Below are 17,631 nucleotides of genomic sequence, written 5' to 3'. Positions count from 1 at the left end.
CTAACCATCCCGAATTCATTTAGATTGGCGCGAATGACGGAATTCAATTCGACGACCTGTACTTCAAAGTCACCACTCTCCGCATGACCGGGCTAGTGAACGACCCTTTTTTTGAATTCTTTGAGGTGCTCAAGCTCAATTATCGTAATTATCCAGAAGTATTGCCGATAAGGATTGCTGTTCATCAACCTCTTCTTGATGCACCGATTTATCGTGTCAAGCAAGAATCTGTTTATAAATACCCCCCTCTGAGCAGCAGGCATAGGTTTTTTCTTTTCCGACCATCACAAAAAAGCAGGTATTGCGCCAGAGGATATTTGCGTGGAGATGGTGCCATGCCGACCTCTCCTCTGATGGAGGTTGTAACGGAATTTCAAATGCCAAATGCTCTTCTGTTGCAGATTGATACTGAGGGATTCGATGCCGACGTTATAAAAATGATCGACTTTACTCGTCTCTCACCGCTGTTGATCAAGTTCGAATCGAAGAATCTGCCGCCAATACGGAAGCAGGAAACGTATCCGTTATTACAACTCAATGGCTACCGGCTATATGAAGAAGGGGCCGACAGCATTGCTGTCCATTCAAAACTAACATGACCAGACCGACCGCACTGCATATACACTTTTGGGCCGATATTCGAAACACAGCTGGCTCTGTTGAAAAAGTTATAACCGCTTTCGCAGCGCATGGGCAACGCTATCGACACATGATTGCCTGCTGCCCTGGAGAAATGGATGCACCGGATGAATTCAAGCATGAGGGCGTCGATGTTTTCACTTTTTACGAAAACAGACTGAAGAATCGGCTGCTCAATAAGATGTTCAGGCTGGGCGCCTTCACCTATCCTGCACTAATCGATCTCATCCATCAAGTTCGCCCCCATCTATTGCATTTTCACAATCGTCAGGAGCTGGTCGATGCCGTCATCGAGGGTCTCGATTACCGTCCGGCTGTAGCCGTTCACTACCACCGCCACTTTGCCGAACCCGTTATCCCATCGACGGCTGATGTACTCATTTTTGTCAGTCAGCGCACATGCGACTACATTACAGATAAAACACACACAAAGAAGTCTTGGGCAATCGTTCACAACCCACTATCTCTTGAGGCGCTTCGCCTCACCTCACTCGATAAGTCGGAATTGCCTATCAATTCACCGCCGGTCATTCTTTTCGGTGGCGGCGGTAATCCGCTGAAAGGCGGGAAAGAGTTAATCGCAGCATTTTCTCAATTGCCATCAGGATGCGCACGTCTGGTACTTGCCGGAAATGGCGCTGAACGTCTTGATGGTTTGCCTAAGCCAAACATCGGCGTCATTGGCAAGCTGAGCGCCAGTACATTTTTCGAAAGAATGCGCAGCTCGGATATCGTCGCCATACCTTCTTTTGATGAATCTTTTGGCTTGATTGCTCAGGAAACAATGGCTTTACATCGGATTCCGCTCGTTTCGCAGGCTGGCGGCTTATCTGAATTTACCGACCGAGATTGCGCCGTCATCGTTGATCCTGCCGATCAGACTTCCCTACGGCAGGGGCTTGAGCGTGCCCTGAGACTACTCAAGCCAGAGCAAGCCGACGAGCGGAACCGCCTGCTTGCCAATGCCCAGTCACGGCTCGCATTGTTTCACCCGAAAGTCGTCACTGCAAAACTGGAATCGGCCTATGACAGAGCAGTGGGTTACTGAACAACTCTAAAACTTCATAGAGTAAACCGATGATTCGAATACTTCGAGCTTACAGCCCGTTATCACTAGAAGAATTCGCACGTATCAGCGTATTTTTTTACTTATTGGCATTGCCATTCACGCACAATGCAGCATGGAAAAACATAGCTACTGTATTCATGCTACTGGCTGTTCTTTGGCTAGTTAAGGCTCGTAGCTTGGAGATTGACTTACGATCGCCGATTGTCATTGGTTTATCGGCACTGCTCGTCATCCTGACTCTCAGCGCGCTTACGGGCGTGGCGCCCTTGGAAAGCCTAAACGAGTTGCGTAAGCATTTTCTGCCAGCAATTCTTTTGTTCATGCTGACTTCAGTCGTATTCAATGATGAAATCTGGCAACGAAGAGTATTCATCATCGTTGGAGCAGCTTTTCTGGTTCGCACAGGTTTGGCCTTGGGAGAACTCATACATTACGAAGATCTTCAGGTTGCCCGTGCAGACGGAATGTTTGTCAAGGGTTTTGCTCTTGATGCAGGCTTTTACCTGCCTGTCTATCTTGGGCTCGCTCTATGGTCACACTCGCAACGATGGCTTACCGCGCTCGCCATAGGGTTGGTCATCACAACCATCCTCATGGTACAGGGACGTGCTCCACTGCTGGCATCGTTGATCTCAATGCTCGCAATATTGTTTCTCTTGCGACGCTGGCGCGTCCTAGCAATTTTCCTTGGCCTTGGACTGCTCCTAATGCTGACGATTGTTCTGCCCAAGCTGGAGATTCGGGAGCGATTTGCGCCGGCATTTTCATTGCAGACCTACTTAAAGGCGCTCGATCCTCAAGAATATGGTCGCGGTAGCGATGGGCTTAGCGGCAGGACGCCGATCTGGCTCGGTGTAATTGAGATTGCCAATGAACGACCGACGCTCGGCCACGGATTCGGCTGGAAAAAGCTTGGCGCCATTGCGGTCGAAAAAGGCTATGTCGCCCGGTGGCAGGAGAAAAATGACGAGCCGATCGCTCAAGCCCAATCGGATTACTTTTCTTTGCCAACAGATAAGGTCAATCCACACAATCTCTATCTGCAAATTTACTTTGAGGCCGGCATATTGGGTCTCATGGCATATTCTGTTTTGGTTCTCATCTTGATCAAGCTCGCATGGCAACAGAGTAGGCGAGGCTCTGAGTGGGGCAAGATCGTGGCAGCGATCACTTTCGGGTTTCTCATAGACCACCTGATTCTCGGGTTAGCCAATGGACTTTGGCTTGGCCTAGGTCCATCGATGGCTTGGCTTGGGCTTTTCGAAGCAACACGTCGGAATACAGCACGATGAAAATCCTCGTCATCCGCCGCGACAACATCGGCGACCTGGTGTGCACCACCCCCCTGTTTTCAGCCCTTCGCAGCCGCTTTCCCGATGCTTTCATCGCCGCCTTCGTGAATAGCTACAACGCCGACGTATTGCAGGGAAATCCGTACCTGGATGCGGTATATCGCTACACCAAAGCAAAGCATCGGCCAGCCGGCAAAACAGTCGCAGGGGTGTATTGGGACCGTGTGAAGCTCTTTTGGCAATTGCGCCGCATGCATTTCGATTACGCGTTGATCGCCGGGGCGCATTTCTTGCCACGCGCGCTGCGGCTGGCGCGGGCAGTTGCGCCACGCCACATCATCGGCTTTACGGAAGCAGGACGGCCGGGCGTGGAATATATCGATACCGGCATTCCCTATACATTGACACACCCTTTGCATGAGGTCGAGGATATCCATCGCCTGCTTCATCTCCTGGGCATCGATGGCACACCCGGGCCGCTCACTGTCATGGCCCCCGACGCAGAGAGCCGGCACGCGCAATCCCAGCTTGCCGCACTCGGTCAGGGGCCAGTCATCGGCCTTCACATCAGTGCGCGCAAGGTCCTGCAGCGTTGGCCGAAAGAGCGTTTCGTCGCGTTGGCGCAAGAGCTTCACCGACATCATGGCGCACGCTTGATGCTGTTCTGGTCGCCGGGAAGCGAAACGAACCCCTTGCATCCGGGCGACGACGAAAAAGCGGCGTGGATCGTTGAACGCACGCGCAACTTGCCGCTGCTGCCTTTCCCCACGCAGCGTTTGATCGAGCTGATGGGCGGGCTGGCCGCTTGTGATTTCGTCATCTGCTCCGACGGCGGCGCGATGCACATCGCCGCGGGCTTGGGCAAGCCGATCGTCTGCTTCTTTGGCAATTCCGATGCCGCGCGCTGGCATCCGTGGGGTGTGCCTTATGAGCTGCTGCAAACAGACAGCCACGATGTGAATGACATTACCGTCGACGCGGCGCTGGCAGCCTTCGAGCGTTTGCAGGCGCGCCTATAATCGCGCCGCCATGCGCCTCCTCCTCGTCAAGACCTCGTCGCTCGGCGACGTGATCCACAATCTGCCGGTGGTGAGCGACATTCGCCGCGCGCTGCCGCAGGCCGAGATCGATTGGGTGGTGGAAGAGAGTTTCGCCGAGATTCCGCGCCTGCATCCGGCGGTGAGCGGCGTGATTCCGGTGGCGGTGCGACGCTGGCGGAAAGCGCCGTTTGCCGCGCAGAGCTGGCGTGAGTTCATGGCCTATCGACGCGCGGTGTGCCGTCCTGGAAGCACAGAGTTTGCCGCTTACGATGGGGTGGTCGACACGCAGGGGCTGGTGAAGAGCGCATTGCTGACGGCGCTGGCGCGTGGCAAGAAGTATGGCTTTGCCTCGCCGCGCGAGGCTGTGGCAGCGCTTGCCTACGATGTCGCGGTCGAGGTGCCGCGCGATCTGCATGCCGTGACGCGCAACCGGCTACTGGCCGCTGGCGCGTTGGGTTACCGGCTGGATGATCTGCCGCTCGACTATGGGATCGCCGCGCCGTCATTGAAAGCGGCCTGGCTGCCGCGTGGGGATTATGCGGTGCTGCTCACTGCCACCAGCCGCGCCGACAAGGAATGGCCGGAAGACGACTGGCGCGCGCTGGGCAGTGCGCTGATCGCCACCGGTCTGCGCTGCGTGCTCCCCGGGGGCTCGGATGCCGAGCGTGCGCGCGCCGGCCGGCTCGCGCAGCAGTTAGGAAGGGCGATCGCCGCGCCGGCGATGAATCTGACCGAGCTGGCCGGGCTGTTGGCGGGGGCGAAGCTGGTCGTCGGCGTCGATACGGGCCTCGTGCATCTGGCCGCTGCCTTGGGACGGCCCACGCTGGCGATTTATTGCGCCTCCGACCCAAGGCTCACCGGCGTGCTCGGCACGGCGCCGCACCGCAATCTGGGCGGGCCGAAACAGGCGCCGACGTCGGCCGAAGTGGTGCACGCCGCACTCGAGCTGCTCGGCTGATGACGCGCTTTTTCTACACCCTCGCCCTCCATCTGCTGCTGCCGTGGGCGCTGCTGCATCTTCTCTGGCGCGCGCGACGGCAGCCGCAATACCTGCGCCATTGGGGTGAGCGCTTCGGCGTCTTTCGTGCCGCTCTGCCTACGCCGACTTTGTGGCTCCATGCGGTCTCGGTGGGTGAGACCCGCGCCGCCCAGCCGCTCGTCGCCGCGCTGCGCGCCCGCTATCCTGGCCATCGCATCCTCATCAGCCATATGACCCCGACCGGTCGCGCGACTTCCAAAGCGTTATTCGGCGATGCGGTCGAGCACGTCTATCTGCCCTACGACCTGCCCTGGGCGATGCGCCGCTTCCTCGCCCATTTCCGCCCGACGCTCGGCATCGTGCTGGAGACCGAGCTCTGGCCGAATCTGGTCGCGGCCTGCCGCGATGCCGGCATTCCTTTGCTGCTCGTCAATGCGCGGCTCTCCGAGAAATCGGCGCGGCGCTATGCACGTTTTCCCCGCCTGACGCGCGCAACACTCGCGGGGCTGGCGGCGATCGCCGCACAGGGAGAAGACGACGCCCGGCGTCTGCGCAAACTGGGAGCGCCGGCCGTCGAGGTGTTCGGCAATCTCAAGTTCGATGTCACCCCTGTCGACGATCTGCCCGATTTCCGGGCGCTGATCGGCGAGCGAGCGGTGTTCCTGTGCGCGAGCACGCGGGAAGGCGAGGAAGCCATGATCCTTGATGCCTGGCTGAAAGTCGGCGCTCAGCGGACGGCACTCCTCGTCATCGTGCCACGCCATCCGCAGCGTTTCGACGAGGTGGCCAAGCTGATCGAAGCGCGCGGACTGACACTGCAGCGACGCTCGGAAAATCGCCCCATCGCGCCGGAAATGCAGGTCTGGCTCGGCGACAGCCTGGGCGAGCTGTTCGCCTACTATGCCGCCGCACAGGACAACGGGGTCGCCTTCGTCGGCGGCAGTCTGCTCGACTACGGCTGCCAGAACCTGATCGAGGCATGCAGCCAAGGCACGCCGGTGCTGATCGGGCCTTCGACCTTCAATTTCGCCGAAGCCGCGCGCGGGGCGCTCGCAGCCGGGGCGGCGCGGCAGGTTCGCGATGCGGCTGAACTCGTCGCGCAAGCGCTGACGCTGCTGGCGGATGAAGCGGCGCGCCGCAGGATGGGCGAGGCTGGGCGAAAGTTTGCCGCCCGGCATCGCGGGGCGACGGCGAAGACCTTGGCGCTGATCGAGCGTTACGGAAATACTGAAGAAGTCGTCGCGAGCGGTCGGAGGGCAAGGCGCCCGGAGCGCAGGATGCGAGACATATCAACTCGATAGGCGAGCATCCGACATGGAGGGAAGGAAAGGGCCCCTCCCCCTTCCTAGCGCAACGAAGCCATCCGACCGCGCAGCAGACTTATTCAGTGTTTCCTTACAGGCCAGTGCCTTCGTAAATTTCATCGAGCGGCAGACGAAATTCGAGGCTGGCGAGCTCCAGCACGTCGCTGCCGTCGAGCTGGAGCTGCTCCCAGCCGACGTCGCCGATGCGACGGAACACTTCGACCTGACGCCGATCCTGCTCGACGAGCACATACTCCTTGAGGCTGGCCAGCTTGCGATAAGCGCTCATCTTCTCGCGCCGGTCGATGCCGGCGGTCGACTCGGAGAGCACTTCGACGATGACGCTCGGCTGATCGACCACCATGTCGTTGGCAGTGAGTTTCTCCAGCTTCGGGTCGCAGCTCACCATCACGTCCGGGTAGTAGTAGGCGTTGTCGCGCGCGACATGAAGCTTGACGCCTTCGATCATCACGCGGCAGGGAGAGGTTTTGAGATGGCTGCGCAAGGCGGCGTAGATGCTGCCGGCGATCAAGTTGTGGCGAATGCTCGCGCCGGTCATCGCAAAAATCTGGCCATTGACGTATTCGTGCCGCACGGGGCTTTGCGCTTCGAAGCGCAGATATTCTTCGGGGCTGATGACTTCGAGTTTGCGGCTCAGCATCGTCGCACCTCCTGGACAGTCATTCGAGCAAGGCGTTGATCGCCGCGAGATCGGCTTCGGAGAGCGTGCCGGCGGCGGCTTTGAGCTTGAGCTGGGCGATCAACGTGTCGAGCCGCGCCTTGGCGAGTTTCTGCTTCGTGTCAAAGAGCTGGCTCTGGGCGTTCAGCACATCGATGTTGATGCGCACACCGACTTCATAGCCGAGCTTGTTCGATTCGAGGGCGAGCTGCGAGGAAGCCACCCCCGCTTCGAGCGCCTTGACCTGGGCCAGGCCGGAGCTCACGCCAAGATACGCCTGGCGCGCGGCAAGCGCCGCCTGCCGCCGGGCATTGTCGAGCTCGGCGCGCGCCTTCTCGCTCAAGGCTGCCGCCTCGCGCTCACGCGAGCTCACCGCACCGCCGGCATAGATCGGCAATGCGAGCTGCAGACCGATGGTGCTGCTCTTGACATCCACCCCACCGCCGGCAGAGGAGCTGAAGCCGCTGCCGCTCTTGCCATACGTTGCCACCAGATCGAGTGTCGGGTAATGGCCGGCGCGCTGTTTTTCGATTTCGCGGCTGGTGATTTCAAAATTGCTCTGCGCGAGCTGCACGGCCAGATTGCCGGTTTCCGCCTGCGACACCCACTGGGCGGGATCGGCTGGCTGGGGTGGGTCGATTTGCACCCCAGAGCGCAAGCCTTTGAGCGTCTCGGGCTCCTTGCCGGTCAGCGTGCGCAGCGCCTGCCGTTTGACGGCCAGATCGTTCTCGGCGGCGATCTCGGCCGCCATCGCCAAGTCATAGCGCGCCTGCGCTTCATGCGTATCGGTGATCGTCGCCGAGCCGACCTCGAAACTCTTCTTGGCCGCTTCGAGCTGTTCGGCGATGGCCGCTTTCTGCGCCTGTGCGGTCGCGAGCGTCTCCTGGGCGAGCAGCACGTCGAAATACGCCTGGGCGACGCGCACGATCAGGTCTTGACTGGCCTGGACGAATTGCACCTCGGCCAGCGCGGCAGCCAGCTCGGCCTGCTTGTAACCCACCCAGTTCTGCCAGCGGAACAGAGGCTGCGACAGGCTCACATTCCAGCCGTTGCTGTTGTAGTTGCGCGAGACCGTCGTGCCGGTGGCGCGCAAGGTGGTATCGCTTTCGTTCCAGGTCGTATTGGCCGACAAGCCGATGCTCGGCAGCAGGCCGGCCCTGCCCTGCGGCAGCTTTTCCAGGCCGGCATCGCGCGCGGCGCGCGCCGCGGCATACTGCGCATCCCAGGCGGTGGCGTCACGGTAGACCTGCAGCAGATCGGCTGCCTGGGCGATGAGGGCGCTTCCCGAGAAGGCAAGGGCGACGAGGAGTTTCAGGGAAGACGACATGACAGGCTCCGAAGATGCTGGATGAAGATTCAGTAGGTGGGCGCGGACGGATCGACGTCACGCGACCACGCCGCCATCCCGCCGTAAAGGTTGATGATGTTGGAAAAGCCCTGGTGCTCGAGAAACATCGCCACCTGGTAGCTGCGCGCGCCGTGGTGGCAGATCACCACGGTTTCGGCGTCGCGGTCGAGCTCCAGGTAACGTGCCGGCACCGAACGCATCGGCATCAGCTTGGCCCCCGGAATATGCACGACATCGAACTCCCAAGGCTCGCGCACATCGAGCAGGACAGGCTTTGGGCGCTGGGGGTCGTCGAGCCACGCTTTGAGCTGTGTGGCGGTCATTTGTTTCATGGTCAGAAGATGAATTGTTTGGCCGCTGGCTGACGCAGCATCGGCACGATGGTCTCGAGCAGGTCCTCGCTCGAAAAGGCCCCACCCGACAACCGTTTGACGACGCGCAGCGCCATCAGCGGTTCTTGGCCGGGCAACGGCACGAAGGCCACCAGGCGGCCGCCCTCGGCGAGCTGGTCGATGAGCAGGCGTGGAATTTCGCGCACCCCGCCCGAGAGGACGATCGCGTCGAAAGGGGCCTGATCGCGCAAACCGGCCAGGCCGTCGCCGGTTTCGACATGCACGTTGTCGATTTCGGCGTTGGCGAGATTGGTGCGCGCCAGATCGGCGAGCGCCGGCTCGATCTCGATGGTCCAAACTTCCTGGGCGCGTTGCGCCAACAAGGCGGCCATGTGGCCGGAACCGGCGCCGACTTCGAGCACGCGCCGCAGCGGCATGCCGGCCAGCGCCTGGAGGATGCGCCCTTCGAGCTTGGGCGGCAGCATGGTCGCGCCATGGCCGAGGGGAATCTCGACATCGGCGAAGGCCAGCGCACGATAGGCTTCCGGAACGAAATTCTCGCGCCGGTCGGCGTAGAGCTGCTCGATCACCTCCGGGTCGGTGATGCACCACGGCCGCAGCTGTTGTTCGATCATGTGATGACGGGCTGATTCGAAATTCATCGTGAGTCTCCGCTCAAACACATCAAATGGGGTCGGAATGGCGCAATTCTACTGCGGCTCCCGGACCCGATAGACCGCCGCATACAGCGCCGGCAGGAAGAGCAAGGTCAAGACGGTGGCGACGATCAGCCCGCCCATGATCGCCACCGCCATCGGCCCCCAGAAGATCTGCCGCGAGAGCGGAATCATCGCCAGCACCGCCGCGGCGGCGGTGAGCATGATCGGCCGGAAACGCCGCACCGCCGAGCCGACGATCGCCTCCCAAGGGCTCTTGCCGGCCTTCTCGTCGCGATCGATCTGGTCGAGCAGGATCACGCTGTTGCGCAGGATCATGCCGAAGAGCGCAATCACCCCGAGATTGGCGACGAAACCAAACGGCTTGGCGAGCATGAAAAGGGCGAGGGCCACGCCGATCAAACCCAATGGGGCAGTGAGCAAGGCGAGCAGCGTGCGCTTCATGCTCTGCAGCTGCACCATCAAGAGGGTGATCACGGCGACGATCATCATGGGCACGACGGCTTCCAACGCCTTTTCGTTCTTCGCCGACTCCTCGATGGTGCCGCCGACCTCGATGTGGTAGCCGGGCGGCAGGCGGCGGCGAATCTCGTCGAGCTGCGGGTCGATCTGCAGCGACACCGTCGGCGCGGTGACCTGGTCATTGGCGAGATCGCCGCGCACCTGGATGGTCGGCAGGCGGTTGCGCCGCCAGATGATGCCCTCTTCGAGGGCGGGTTCCAGGCGCGCCACCTGGGCGAGCGGAATCCACTTGCCGGCAAGCGTCGGCACCGGCAGATCGGCAAGGCGATCGAGCCGGCCGCGTTCGGAAGCATCGGCCCGCCAGACGATGTCGATCAGTTGATCGCCTTCGCGGTATTGGGTGAGGACGATGCCCTGCTGTTGCGCCTCGAGCGCCTGAGCGACTTCCTGGCTCGACACACCCAGCTGCCGCGCGCGATCCTGGTCGATCACCACGCGCACGCTTTTGACCTTTTCGTTCCAGTCCAGATTCACATTGGTGAGATGGGCGTTGGCGCGCATCACGCCCGCCACCTCCTGAGCGATGCCGCGCAGGGTTTCGAGGTCTTCGCCGCTGACCCGGAACACCACCGGATAACCGACCGGCGGGCCGTTTTCCAGCCGCTGCACGCGGGTGCGCAGATGGCTCCAGCGGCCGTCGGGGGCCGCAAACTCTGCGAGCAGGGCGCGCCGCACCGCCTCGCGGGCAGCGAAATCCTTGGTGACGACGACGAGCTGACCGAAGTTGTCATTGAACAACTGCTGATCGAGCGGCAGATAGAAGCGCGGCGCGCCGTTGCCGATGTAGGCCGAGACATTCACCAGCTTGTCCTTCAGCTCGTCTCCGGCCAAAAGCTGCTCGACACGCTTGACCTCATGTTCGGTCGCCTTGAGCGATGCCCCTTGCGGCAGCCACAGATCGACGATCAGCTCGCTGCGGTTGGAGGGTGGGAAGAACTGGTGCTGCACGCCGAACTTGAACAGCAACAGCCCGCCGACGAAGGCCAACAAGGTCAGCCCAATGACCAGGAAGCGGCGGCGCAGGCACCACGCCACCAGCGCCCGGAAGCGGCGATAGAACGGCGTATCGTAAATGTCGCCATGATGCGTTTGATGGAATTTTTTGCGCAAAGCCTGCTCATCGAGGATCTTGAAGCCGATGTAGGGTGTGAAAATGACCGCCGTGATCCAGGAGACGAGCAGCGCGATGGCCGTCACGCCGAAAATCGCGAAGGCATATTCGCCAGCCGCCGAACGGGCGAAGCCCACCGGCGTGAAGGCCGCCGCGGTGATCAGGGTGCCGGTGAGCATCGGAAACGCCGTCGAGGTGTAGGCAAACGTGGCGGCCTTGGCCTTCTCCCATCCCTCCTCGATCTTCACCACCATCATCTCGACGGCGATGATCGCATCATCGACCAACAAGCCCAGCGCGATGATCAAGGCGCCGAGCGAAATGCGGTGCAGATCGATGCCGAAGGCTTTCATCAGCAAAAAGGTGATGGCGAGCACCAGCGGTATCGACAGCGCCACCACCATGCCGGTGCGCACCCCCAACGAGAGAAAGCTCACCCCGAGCACGATCACCAGCGCCTCGATCAGCGAATCCTGGAACAGATCGAGCGAGACGCGCACCACATCCGGCTGATTGGCGATCGTCGTCACTGCGAGCCCCAGCGGCAGCGCCCGGATCTGCCGGTCGATCTCGACCTCTAAAGCGCGGCCGAGCGCGATCACATCGCCGCCTTTGGCCATCACCACCGCGATGCCGATGGCGTCCTTGCCATCGACGCGCATCTTTGGATTGGGCGGCTCGGCATAGCCGCGCGAGACTTCGGCGAGATCGCCTAAGCGCAGGTGACGTCCGCCGATGACCAGATCGGTGTCGCGAATCGCTGCCACCGTGGCGAAGGCGCCGGTGACGCGCAGGCGCACGCGGTCGGACGCGGTCTCGATGAAACCGGCCGGCTGCACGGCGTTTTGCTGCGCCAGCGCATTGGCCACCATCGCTGGCGTCAGTCCCAGCGCCATCAAGCGCCGCGGCGCCATGTCGAGGTAGATCTTCTCGTCCTGCACACCCAACAGATCCACTTTCTTGACGTCGGGCAGATTGCGCAGCGCCTTCTGGATATCCATCGCCACGCGGCGTAGTTCGGCAAAGTCGTAGCCGTCGCCGGTCAGGGCATAGATATTCACATAGACATCGCCGAATTCGTCATTCGGATATGGCCCGCGCACGCCTGCCGGCAAGGTCGGGCGGATGTCGTCGAGCTTGTTTCTCACCACCCGCCAGGCCTGCGGCACCTCGGCCTTCGGCGTGTAATCCTTGAGCTGCAAGAAGATCAACGACTCGCCGGGACGCGAGGCGGATTTGAGGATGTCGATCCAGGGCGTTTCCTGCAGCTTTCTTTCCAGCCGCTCGGTGAGCTCGGTTTCGACTTCCTGCGCCGTCGCACCAGGCCACAGCGTCCTTACTACCATCACCTTGAAAGTGAAATCGGGATCCTCGGCGCGGCCGAGCTTGAGGAAGGCCAGCGCGCCGCCGATCATCAGGACGATGATCAGGTAGAGCACCATCGAGCGATGCTGGATCGACCATTCGGAGAGGTTCGGCCCGATCATGGGTTGGCCACCTGCACTTTTTCGCCGGCGGAGAGCTTGAAAGCGCCGGCGGCGACGATGGTTTCGCCTGCGTCGAGGCCGGCGGTGACGACCGCACCGCGATCGCTATAGCGACTGACTTCGATCGGACGCAAGCTGACCGTGCCATCGGCGCCGATCACCCAGACTGCCGGACGCTCGCCCTGTTGCAGGATTGCCGCCAGAGGCACGAGGTGCTCCTCGCGCACCATCTCGTCGAAACGCACCGTCGCCGAGCGGCCCAGCGCGACATCGGCATCGGCATCGACGATGGTCACCCGTGCGGCATAGGTACGGCTCGCCGGATCGGCCGCCGGCGCGAGCTCACGCAGCTTGCCGCGATAGGTTTTGCCGGCCCACAGCTCCACCGTGGCTGCCGCGCCGATCTTAAGACCGGAAAGTTGCGCTTCGGGAATCGCAATCGCCACCTCGCGCTCGCCTTCGCGGGCGATGCGGAACACCGGCTGGCCGGCGGCGAGCACTTGGCCCGGCTCGGCCAAAACCGCGGTGATCACACCGGCCGTATCGGCGACGAGGGTGGCGTAAGCCATCTGGTTTTTGGCGAGATCGGCTTGCGCCCGCGCCGCCGTCGCGGCAGTTTGTTTGGCTTCTAGCGCCGCCTGGCTGATGAAATTCTGGCGGCGCAGGCCTTCGGCGCGCTTCAATTCATCGGCGGCGAGCGCGGCATTGGCCTCGGCCTGGGCATATGCCAAGCGCAGATCGGTCGGATCGAGCCGGGCGAGCGGCTGCCCCGGCTTGACCGGCGCGCCGACATCGACGAGCCGCTCGATCATCTTGCCGCCGACGCGGAAACCCAGCGTGGATTCGATGCGCGCACGCACATCCCCGCTGTAGAGGTGCTCACGTGCCGTCCTGTCAGCGCCGATTTTGAGCGCCTTCACCAGTTTCGGGCCGGTGTCGATCTTGTCCGCCTGGGGCGTCTTTTCGCCGCAGGCGACCAGCAGGGGAAGTGTCAGCAGGATCCAGTATTTCATTGCACAGCTTTCCGACGGCGCATGGCCATCCAATACAACAAGGGAATCACGAACAGGGTCAGCATGGTGGAGATGGTCAGTCCCCAGACGATGGCCTGGGCCACCGGCCCCCAAAGCAGTGATTTGCCGGCCAGGCCGAAGGCGAGCGAGAACAGTCCGCCGACCGTCGTCGTCGAGGTGATCAGGATCGGCACCACGCGCCGGCGTGCAGCATACACTGCGGCGTGCAGTACACTCATGCCACTGCGCAGGCGTTCGTTGGCGGCATCGATCAGCACGATCGCGGAATTCACCGCAATGCCCGTCAGCGCGATCACGCCATAGAGGGTGTACAGCGACAACGGGTTGCGTGAAATCAGCAGGCCGAACGCGACGCCGGTGAAAGCGAGCGGCACGGTGACGAGGATCAACAGCGGCTGCCAGTAGCTCCTGAACTGCGCGGCGAGGATCAGATAGATCAGCCCGACGCCGAGCAGGAACAGCCAGGGCATCGCGGCGAGACTCTCGCGGATGTCCTCCATCTCTCCGGAGAAATCGATGCTGGTATTCGGAAACTGCGCGGCGACCTTTTGCCAATCCTCGGCGATCAACCGGTTGGCCGTCAGCGTGTCGGTGACCTTCTTGTCGAGATCGGCCTCGACGGTGATCGCGCGCGCCAGATTGTAATGCTTGATCACCCCTTTGCCGATCCTCGTCTCGGCGCGCAGCAGGGCGCCGAGCGTGGTCGTCTGGCCATTGGGCAGCGCCACCGGGTCATTCAGCAGATCGAAGATATCGGCGCCGAGTGTGCCGTCGCCCCGATGCCGGGCGCGCACGCGCAGCTCCACCTTCTCGCCGCGGTCGCGCGTGATGGCGACGATCTCGCCATCGACGGCGAGACGCACCAGCCGCGCCACCTTGGCGGCATCCAGCCCCGCCGCGCGCAAGGCCTCGCGGTCGAGTTCCAGCACCAGTTGCGGCCGGCCCGGAATGTCGTCATCGACCACGTCCTTCGCGCCTGGCACCGCGCGCACGATGGCAGCCAGCGCATCGGCCGCGGCCCGCAGCTCGAGTGGATCGTCGCCGCGCACGCGCACGCGGATCGGTCGGGTGACGGGCGGACCGCCCGAGAGCATCGTGAAGCTGATCTTGCCGGGACTCTCCATCGACTCGATGTCGGCGCGCATCGCCGCGACGATCTCCGGAACGCTGCGGCCGCCTTCTGTGGGGAGCAATGAAACCACCACCTGCCCGTAGGCTTCACCATACAGCGGTTCGGTGTCGGTGAATTTCACGCCGGCATAGGCGGCGGTATTGCGCGCCTCGCCGGGTTGTAGATGCTGCTTCACGCGTGCCTCGATCTTCTGTGCCTCTCGCAGGCTCTGTTCGATCGGTGCGCCGGCCGGCATGTCGACGCTGACATAGAACAGCCGCAGCGGATCGAAGGCAAAGAACTGCACGCGCACCAGCCCGCTCGCCACCGCGGCGACTGCACCGGCCAACAACAGCAGCATCACCGCCACGGACAGCCTCGGCCAACGCAGCACGGCGATCAGCCAGCGCGCATATTTCAGGCGCAACAGATGGTTGAAGCGGGCACGCCAGTCGTCGGCCGGCGGCAGCGTGCGGCTCGCCGTCACCACATGCACCGGCAGAATCCAGTAGGCTTCGATCAGGCTGATGGCGAGGGCGAGCGTGACGATGAAGGGGATGATGAACATGAACTTGCCGACGATGCCCGGCAAGAGCATCAGCGGCAGAAAAGCCGCCATCGTCGTCAGCACCGAGGAGGTGACCGGCGCGAACACCTCGCGCATCGCGGCGAGGCTGGCTGCCAGCGCATCGAGGCCCCGTTGCATCCGGTAGTAGATCGCCTCGACGACGACCACTGCATCGTCGACCAGCATGCCCAGCGCGATCACCACGCCGAGCAGCACCGAGATGTTCACCGTGTAGCCGAGGCTGCCGAGCACGGCGAAGGTACCCGCCAGCGCGAAAGGCACGCCCAGCGCCACGAGCACGGCGATGCGCGTGCCAAGGAATATCCAACACATTCCCAGCACCACCAACAGGCCGACGAGCGCATTCGCCTCCATGATCGCAATCGAAGCACGGGTCTTCGGCGTCTGGTCATCGAGCAGCTTCAATTCGAGGCCCTCGCCGGCGAGCTGCGGGTTCTTTTCGGCGATGAAGCGGTTGATGCGCTCGATGAGCTCCAGCGTGTTGGTGCGGCTTTTCTTGGTGATCGCCAGCATTACCGCCGGCTTGCCCGCGTAACTCGCCAGAGAGCCGGCCTTGGGCGCGCCCGCGAGACTTCCGCGACGCTCGCCAGCGGCGTGCCGGCGCGACCGACCGGGATCTGCGCGATGCGCTCCGGATCGACATCCTGCCCCACCACGCGCACCAGCCAGGCTGCGCGGGCATCGCCTTGGCCGGTTTCCAGCTTGCCGGCGAAAGTGTCGCGAAACCAGGCGAACGCCGCATCGGCGACATCGCTGCCATTCAAGCCCCGGTTTGCCAGCGCGGCCGGGTCATATTCGACCAAGAGCTCGGGATCGCGCAGGCCGGTGGCGAACACCTGGTCGATGCCCGGCATGCGCTCGAAGGCGTCGCGCAGTAATCGCGCGCGGTTTCTCAGCACCTCGTCGGCCGCCTGTCCGGTGACGAGCACCAGCGCGGTCGGGAAACCGTTCGAGGTGGTGATTTCCAGCACGCGCGGCTCCTTCGCCTCGGTGGGCAATTCGCTCTTCGCCTTGTTCTGGATCTCGCGCCGCAGATCGTTGACGCGCTTGTCGAAGACGCGCTCGGAAATCTCGCGGAAGCGCACCAGGATGTTCGATACCCCCTCGCGCGACGATGAGGAGGAAAAGCGCACATCCGCCACCCCCTTGATCGCATCTTCGAGCGGCTTGGTCACCCGTTTTTCGACATCCTCGGCCGAGGCGCCGGGCAACACCGTGGTGATCATCACCCAGTTGAAGTTGATCTCCGGGTCCTGCTCGCGCGGCATGGTGAGATAACTGTAAGCGCCGAGCAGCAACACCACCACGAAGGCGATGTTGGCGAGCGGATGGTTTTCGAGCAGGTGCCGGTAGAGCTTCATGGCAGGGCTTGGCCATCCTGCACGGCATGACGTCCCTGCGTCACGATGCGCGCATCCGCAGGCAGATCGAGCGGCGCGGGCCGGCCTTCCTGCGCCTGCGGCAGCGCATGGAAACGCGCCTTGCCCCCTTCGACGACGAACACGCCAAGCCGCCCTTCGCGTTGCACCAGCAGCTCGGCCGGCAGATGCGCCTGCGCCTCGCGCCACACCAGCCGGCCCTCGCTACCTGCCGCCGGCGCTGGCCCGACGAAGGCCAGACGTGCTTCGATGCTGCGCGATTCGCGGTTCACCGCAGGGGAGACGCGCAGCGGCTTCAGTTCGTAGCGGCCCGTCGCGCTCTCGAAAATCGGCGCTGCCGAGACGGCACGCTGCAAAGATTCCGCATCACGCGGCTGCAGCTGCGCGGCCAGTTCCAGTTCGGTGTGCGACACCAGCGTCAACAGGACGGTGCCGGGCGCGGCGAGTTCCCCGACCTGGCCGCGCCGCTCGCGTACCACCGCATCGAACGGCGCGCGCAGCGTGTGTTTTTCCAGCGCACGGCGCGCAGTATCGCGCTGGGCCTTCGCCGCGCGCAGATCGGCGACGGCGGCGGCGAGCTCCGTTTCGCGCACTGTCAGCGCTTCCGCCGAGATGAAATTCTTTTCGCGCAACGCCCGGGCGCGCTCGAATTGGGCCCGCGCCAGGGCATGGCGCGCCTCGGCCTGGGCCAGAGCGGCCTGGGCGCGTTCCAGTGCCAGCTGGGCATCACGCGCATCGAGCCGCACGACCACCTGGCCTTTCTTTACCGTCTGACCGACATCCACGGGGATGGCCTGAATCGGCGCCGCAACTTCCGCCGACAGGCGTGCTTCGTGCTTGCCGACGACGCTTGCCGGCGCGCTGCGCTCAGGGTAGAGCGCCACCTCGGCCACGGAGCCGACCGCGAAAGTCGGCGCTGACGGGACGGCAACGGTCGGCGGGCTTTCTCGACCGCAGGCTGTCATGAGGGTGGCATGCAAGATGAGCAGAATTTGCGGCAGCATGGTGTGGAGCGCGTGGGCGGTGGCGGATGCGTATT

Annotated in this window: 15 protein-coding genes; 6 read left to right on the top strand and 9 right to left on the bottom strand. The window is 62.5% G+C overall.

Features of this window, described 5'->3' with window-relative positions:
* Positions 1-23: 23 nt before the first annotated feature.
* From M52SOB_RS01635 to waaA, 6 genes are read left to right on the top strand one after another with little or no spacing between them, the layout of a single operon-like run.
* Positions 24-599 (top strand): FkbM family methyltransferase, encoded by a 576-nt coding sequence (locus M52SOB_RS01635; RefSeq protein ID WP_348542206.1) that lies wholly within the window; start codon positions 24-26, stop codon positions 597-599.
* Positions 596-1,687, top strand: coding sequence for a glycosyltransferase family 4 protein (locus M52SOB_RS01630; protein ID WP_131110241.1), 1,092 nt, complete (start codon positions 596-598; stop codon positions 1,685-1,687). The genes M52SOB_RS01635 and M52SOB_RS01630 overlap by 4 nt, the downstream gene beginning before the upstream one ends.
* 29 nt (positions 1,688-1,716) lie before the next feature.
* Positions 1,717-3,000 carry an O-antigen ligase family protein gene (locus M52SOB_RS01625; protein WP_131110239.1) on the top strand — a complete coding sequence of 428 codons (1,284 nt, stop codon included), beginning with the start codon at positions 1,717-1,719 and terminating at the stop codon, positions 2,998-3,000.
* Entirely contained in the window at positions 2,997-4,019 is a 1,023-nt protein-coding gene (locus M52SOB_RS01620; protein WP_131110238.1) for a glycosyltransferase family 9 protein, read from the top strand. The genes M52SOB_RS01625 and M52SOB_RS01620 overlap by 4 nt, the downstream gene beginning before the upstream one ends.
* A 10-nt stretch (positions 4,020-4,029) precedes the next feature.
* Positions 4,030-4,998, top strand: a complete 969-nt coding sequence (gene waaC, locus M52SOB_RS01615) for a lipopolysaccharide heptosyltransferase I (protein ID WP_131110236.1) — start codon at positions 4,030-4,032, stop codon at positions 4,996-4,998.
* Positions 4,998-6,320: a lipid IV(A) 3-deoxy-D-manno-octulosonic acid transferase gene (gene waaA / locus M52SOB_RS01610; protein WP_284155154.1), complete on the top strand. Its 1,323-nt coding sequence runs from the start codon at positions 4,998-5,000 to the stop codon at positions 6,318-6,320. Before waaC ends, waaA begins: the two co-directional genes overlap by 1 nt.
* A 94-nt stretch (positions 6,321-6,414) precedes the next feature.
* Here the strand turns inward: waaA and M52SOB_RS01605 are convergent, their stop codons facing one another.
* From M52SOB_RS01605 to M52SOB_RS01570, 9 genes are read right to left on the bottom strand one after another with little or no spacing between them, the layout of a single operon-like run.
* Entirely contained in the window at positions 6,415-6,984 is a 570-nt protein-coding gene (locus M52SOB_RS01605) for a Uma2 family endonuclease (RefSeq protein ID WP_131110234.1), read from the bottom strand.
* 19 nt (positions 6,985-7,003) lie between these two features.
* A complete protein-coding gene (locus M52SOB_RS01600) occupies positions 7,004-8,329 on the bottom strand; it encodes a TolC family outer membrane protein (RefSeq protein WP_131110232.1) in 1,326 nt (441 codons plus the stop codon).
* Between the two features lie 29 nt (positions 8,330-8,358).
* A complete protein-coding gene (locus M52SOB_RS01595) occupies positions 8,359-8,682 on the bottom strand; it encodes a rhodanese-like domain-containing protein (protein ID WP_131110230.1) in 324 nt (107 codons plus the stop codon).
* A gap of 2 nt (positions 8,683-8,684) precedes the next feature.
* Positions 8,685-9,344, bottom strand: coding sequence for a protein-L-isoaspartate O-methyltransferase family protein (locus tag M52SOB_RS01590; protein ID WP_131110228.1), 660 nt, complete (start codon positions 9,342-9,344; stop codon positions 8,685-8,687).
* Between the two features lie 48 nt (positions 9,345-9,392).
* Positions 9,393-12,479 carry an efflux RND transporter permease subunit gene (locus M52SOB_RS01585; RefSeq protein ID WP_284155153.1) on the bottom strand — a complete coding sequence of 1,029 codons (3,087 nt, stop codon included), beginning with the start codon at positions 12,477-12,479 and terminating at the stop codon, positions 9,393-9,395.
* Positions 12,476-13,492 carry an efflux RND transporter periplasmic adaptor subunit gene (locus M52SOB_RS01580; protein WP_131110226.1) on the bottom strand — a complete coding sequence of 339 codons (1,017 nt, stop codon included), beginning with the start codon at positions 13,490-13,492 and terminating at the stop codon, positions 12,476-12,478. The genes M52SOB_RS01585 and M52SOB_RS01580 overlap by 4 nt, the downstream gene beginning before the upstream one ends.
* Complete coding sequence (locus M52SOB_RS01575) at positions 13,489-15,726, bottom strand: efflux RND transporter permease subunit (protein WP_284155152.1); 2,238 nt, start codon at positions 15,724-15,726, stop codon at positions 13,489-13,491. Before M52SOB_RS01575 ends, M52SOB_RS01580 begins: the two co-directional genes overlap by 4 nt.
* The gene (locus tag M52SOB_RS14010; RefSeq protein ID WP_284155151.1) at positions 15,726-16,574 is read right to left on the bottom strand and encodes an efflux RND transporter permease subunit; all 849 of its coding nucleotides are present in this window, start codon (positions 16,572-16,574) and stop codon (positions 15,726-15,728) included. The genes M52SOB_RS01575 and M52SOB_RS14010 overlap by 1 nt, the downstream gene beginning before the upstream one ends.
* Positions 16,571-17,572 (bottom strand): efflux RND transporter periplasmic adaptor subunit, encoded by a 1,002-nt coding sequence (locus tag M52SOB_RS01570; RefSeq protein ID WP_172601719.1) that lies wholly within the window; start codon positions 17,570-17,572, stop codon positions 16,571-16,573. Before M52SOB_RS01570 ends, M52SOB_RS14010 begins: the two co-directional genes overlap by 4 nt.
* Positions 17,573-17,631: the final 59 nt, after the last annotated feature.

It is taken from the genome of Sulfuricystis thermophila, assembly GCF_004323595.1.
In the GTDB taxonomy this organism is placed as follows: Bacteria; Pseudomonadota; Gammaproteobacteria; order Burkholderiales; family Rhodocyclaceae; genus Sulfuricystis; species Sulfuricystis thermophila.
The sequence above is the reverse complement of the archived record's forward strand: the minus strand, read 5'-3'. Positions and strand labels throughout refer to the sequence as shown.